Raw genomic sequence first — 4,908 nt, forward strand, 5'->3', positions numbered from 1 at the left:
CGATCAGCCTTCTGGATGGTGGCCAGGCGGTGAGCGATGACCAGCGTCGTGCGGTGCTGCATGGCCGCTTCCAGTGCGGCCTGCACGACGCGTTCGCTTTCGGCGTCGAGCGCGCTCGTCGCTTCGTCCAGCAGCAGCAGCGGCGGGTTCTTCAACATGGCCCGGGCGATGCTGATGCGCTGGCGCTGGCCGCCGGACAGGCGCACGCCGCGCTCGCCGAGGAAGCTCTGATAGCCCTCGGGCAGGGCGCGGATGAAATCGTCGGCAAAGGCGGCCTTGGCTGCGGCGATGACCTCCTCGTCCGTCGCGCTTGGGCGACCGTAGCGGATGTTCTCCATTGCCGAGGTCGAGAAGATGACGCTGTCCTGCGGCACCAGGCCGATGTTGGCGCGCAGATCCTTGAGGCTCAGTTCGCGGGTCTCGACGCCGTTGAGCCGGATCGAGCCGGACTGCGGGTCGTAAAAGCGCAGCAGCAGTTGCAGCACCGTGCTCTTGCCGGCGCCGCTGGGGCCGACCAGGGCGACGGTCTCGCCGGGCGCGATGTTCAGGCTGAGCCGGTCCAACGCCGCCGTGGCGGGCCGCGAGGGGTAGTTGAAGGTGATGGCGTCGAACTCGACGCGGCTGCCGCCCTGCGCGGCCGTCAAGGCCTTCGGCGCAGCGGGCTCGGCCACTGGTGACCGCGCCTCCATCAGTTCGATGAGGCGCTCCGTTGCACCCGCCGCGCGCAGCACGTCGCCCCAGACTTCGGCCAGCACGGCCACGCTGCTGACCAGCAGGGTCACGTAGACGACGGTCTGGCCCAGGTGGCCCGCCGAGATCTTGCCGGCGATGACGGCCTGCGTGCCCTGGTAGAGGCCCCACAGCATGGCGCCGAAGACGGCCGTGATGATGAAGGCGACCATGAAGCTGCGGATGCGCGTGCGCTTGCGCGCCGTGTCGAAGGCTGCCTCGCTGGCGGCAGAGAAGCGCTTCGCCTCGGCCGCCTCCTGGGTGTAGCTCTGCACGACGGTGACGGCGTTCAGCACCTCGGCGGCGATGGCCGAGGTGTCAGCCACACGGTCCTGGCTGGCGCGCGAGAGCTTGCGCACGCGGCGGCCGAAGTAAAGCGCCGGCGCCACGACCAGCACCAGGATGCCCAGCACCTGGCCCATCACATAGGGATTGGTGACGATGAGCATGACCAGCGCGCCGATGCCCATGACCATGTTGCGCAGGCCCATGGACAGGCTGGAGCCGWCGACGGTCTGCACGACGGTGGTGTCGGTCGTGATGCGGGAGAGCACCTCGCCGGTCTGCGTCGTCTCGAAGAACTCAGGGCTCTGGCGCAGCACATGGGTGTAGACGGCGTTGCGCATGTCGGCCGTCACGCGCTCGCCCAGCCAGGTGACCATGTAGAAGCGCGACGCCGAGAACAGCCCCAGTGCGGCGCCGACGGCGAACATCGCGAGGAAATGCTCGCGCAACGCCATCAGCTTCTCGCCGGGGTTGGCGGCCTCGAAGCCGGCGTCGATGAGGCCGCGCAACGCCAGCGGGAAGGCCAGCGTGGCCATGGCAGACAGCAACAGGGCTGCAAAGGCCAGCGCGATGCGGCCGCGGTAGGGGCGCAGGAAGGGCAGCAGGCCGCTCAAGGAGCGGGCCTGCTTGGACGCGGGGCGTTCGGTCGTGGAACTCATGGGGTTACAGCTTTTCAGTCAACACGGCGCAGGTGCGGGCCAGCATCGCGTCGTCAAGGTCCTGGTGGCAGAGCAGTTGCAGCGCATGGCTGCGCCGGGTTGTCCCAGCCAAAGGTCGGGCGGGTGGGTTGCCGTGGCTGCATTCGGCGCGCATTGTGGGTCACGGTAGTGGCAGGCGCCCTGCGTAGCCGGTCAACTCCAGGTAGCCGGCGCYGAGTGGCCGTTTTTCGCGGTCGAACAACTGGGCGGCGCCCTCCCAATAGACGAGGCCACTGCTGTTTCGCGCGTCGATCTCCTGGGCGTCGAAATACGTGCTCAGCAGCATCTCGCCAGCGGGGCTCTTCAGCCGCCATTCGACCGGGTAGCGCGCGCCCGTGGCGGGGCTGGTCCAGTGCCGCAGCGGCGTCATCTCGACCTCCTGGGGCGTGAAGCTGCGGTCGGGCTGCCCGGGGCTGCGCAGGCTGCCGCCGGCCCAGTCCCGGCTGCCGTCCTTGCGGCGCAGCTGGAAGAGCGTCAGCGCGCGTCCATCATCGAGGTTGATGCCCAGCCAGTCCCAACCCTGCGCCTGGCCCAGCAGGCTGTCGCYCCATTCATGGTCCAGCCAGGCGCGGCCGGTGAGGCGCTGGCGTTGGCCGTCCAGGGTCAGCATGGCCTCGGTGGCGAGTTGGGGGCGCGAGTAGTAGCGGCTGAACTGCGCGGGATCGGGCCCCTTGCGGGACAGGCCGGCCTCGCCCTGCAGCAGTGGCGCGTCGGGCGTGGACAGGTTCAGCGCCAGCGCGAAGCCCGGGCCGTTGAAGGCGGCGCGATAGCCGTCGCCGCTGCGCTTGAGCGTCCAGTCGCGCAGCTTGACGTCGCTGTCACCCTCCATGGCCTGCACCGCGCCGGGCAGGCCGCGCAGCAACCGTTGGCTGTGGCGTTGCTTCTTCGCACCCAGGTCGGACAAGGCGACATGGCCAAGCAGCAACTGCCTGGCCGCGAGTCCGCTGGGATGGTCGGCCGCTGCCGGGCCGGGCAGGCGGAAAAAGGTCAGCTGGTAGCCGAAGCGTGGCGGTGCGCTCTCGCTGTCGCCGAGCAGGCCCGTCAGATACCACCACTCGATGCCCTGGGCCGGGTGGGCGCCGAAGTCGTGCGGGAAGTTGAGGGCGGCGCGCGCGGGCAGTGGCAGGGCGGCGAGCAACAGGGCGCGGCGCTTCATGCGTCCTCCCTCACGGCGCGCACGGCGTCAGCGCCGAGGGCGCGCCGGCCGGCCAGCAGCGAAGCGCCGACCGCCGCCGCGAAGGCCAGGCCGACCAGGGCCGCCAGGCGCGCAACCGGCAAATGCATCTCCATGCTCCAGTGAAAGCTTTGCGGGTTGACGACGTAGACCAGCACCACGCTCAGGCCCAGGCCCAGCGCCAGCCCGGCCAGCGCGCCCGCGCCGCCCGACAGGCTGGCTTCGATGAGCAGCAGTCGCTGCAGCTGGCGCCTGGATAGCCCGAGATGGCGCAGCAGGCCGAACTCGCGTTTGCGCGCCAGCGCCTGGGCCGACTGGCTGGCGATGACGCCGAACAGCCCCACGGCCAGGGCCACGGCCTGCAGCCACACGGTGATGGCAAAGCTGCGGTCGAAGATCTTCAGCGACAGCGAACGCAGCTCGCCCGCCGCGGCCATTTCGACGTTGTCGCCGCCGAGCTGGCGAACCGCGGTGCGCGCCGATTCCAGCGACCGGCCCGGTGCCAGCCAGAGTGCCAATTCGGCGGTGCTGGTGTCGCCACTGGCGCTGCGGTAGTCGTCCAGCGCCATCCACAGCGCCGTGTTCTGGCGCGAATAGTCGCGCCAGACACCGCGCACCTGCAGCTTCAGCGCGCGGTCGCCGTCGACCAGCTCGCCCTGGAAGACATGGCCCGGCTTCAGCCCGTCGCGGTCCCGCGCGGCTTCGTTGACCCAGACGGCCAGGGTGCCCGCCGCGGCTGGGCCCGTCCAGCTTTCAACGAGGGGCAGGCCGCCGGCCTGGATGTCGCGCGCAGTCAGGGCCACGGTTTCACCGCTGGACGCCAGCCGCAGCCGGGCCGTGAGCTGGGGCGAGGTGCGGGCGACTTCGGGCAGGCGCGACAACGCCGTCAGCAGGGGTGGCGGCAGCGGTGTGGGAATGCCGTTGGCGCCCCGCAGCGCACTGCGCACGTAGAGGTCGGCCGGCAGGGCCTGGTCCAGCCAGCGCATCAGGGATTCACGGAAGCTGCCGATCATGACCGTCATGGCCACGGCCAGGGCCAGGGCAACCAGGACGCCGGCCAGCGACCGGCGCGCTTCGGTCGCCTGGTCGCGGCTGCGTTCGCGGGCCAGCATCAGCAGTGCGTTGCTGGGCAACCGTGCCAATGCTGCCGTCAGCCCGCGCACCAGCGCCGGCACCAGCGCCAGGCCACCCATCAACAGGCAGAGCATCGACAGATAGGCGGCGATGGGTGTGTCGTTCCAGACCGGCGGCAACCAGGCCAACACGGCGCCGAGCGCCAGCAGGCCTAGGCCGACCCAGGCCGGCAGCGTGCGCCCGGCCGGCAGGCCCAGGCCCTTGAGCACCAGCGCCGGCGCGATGCGGCGCACCGTCAACGCCGGCGCCAGCGCAGCGGCCAGCGCGGCGGCCAGGCCCAGCAGCGCGTAGACGGCGGCGGGCCACAGCAGCGGCTGGCTGAACAGCAGCTCGGCGGACGAGTCGCGCGCGCCATGCAGGCCGAGGTCACTGCCCATCAGCTTCAGCGCACCGGCCGCCAGGCCCACGCCGAGCGCCAGTCCCAGCGCCGTGCCGGCAAGGCCGATCACCAGCCCCTCCGCCAGGATGAGCCGCCAGCGCATGCGCGCTGACACGCCCAGCACGCCGACGAGCGCCCACTGCGGCAGGCGCTGAGCGGTGGCGAGCGACAGCACCGCGTAGACGAGGAAGCTGCCAGTGAACAGCGCCATCAACGCCAGCAGGCCGAGGTTGACGCGGTAGGCGCGCGTCAGGTCCGACAGCCGCGCGCCTTCGTCCTCCGGCGGCGCGGCCTTCCAGCGCGCGGGCAGCGTGGCGGCCCAGGCGGTGGCGTCGGTGCCGGGGGCGAGTTGCACGTCGACGCGGTCCAGCCCGCCCAGGCGGCCGAACAAGGCCTGGGCGTCGGCAATGTCCAGCACGCCCAGCGGTGCGCTGCCTGCGGCGATGCGCCCGCCGAGCGTGAGCTCGATGTCGCGCGGCTCGGTGCTGCCGGGCAGCGCGACGCGCAGC

The 4,908-nt window shown here is 71.3% G+C and carries 3 protein-coding genes; all 3 read right to left on the reverse strand.

The window, feature by feature from the left end; translation table 11 throughout:
- On the reverse strand, window positions 1-1,673 hold a 1,673-nt coding region (locus tag AC1DU6_RS20020), incomplete at its 3' end, for an ABC transporter transmembrane domain-containing protein (RefSeq protein WP_477859107.1).
- Between the two features lie 160 nt (window positions 1,674-1,833).
- Window positions 1,834-2,868 (reverse strand): lipocalin-like domain-containing protein, encoded by a 1,035-nt coding sequence (locus AC1DU6_RS20025; protein ID WP_477859109.1) that lies wholly within the window; start codon window positions 2,866-2,868, stop codon window positions 1,834-1,836.
- Window positions 2,865-4,908 (reverse strand): ABC transporter permease (locus tag AC1DU6_RS20030; RefSeq protein ID WP_477859111.1); only part of this gene is annotated, 2,044 nt, incomplete at its 5' end. The genes AC1DU6_RS20025 and AC1DU6_RS20030, both read right to left, overlap by 4 nt.

This window comes from Roseateles sp. P5_B10 (assembly GCF_056400485.1).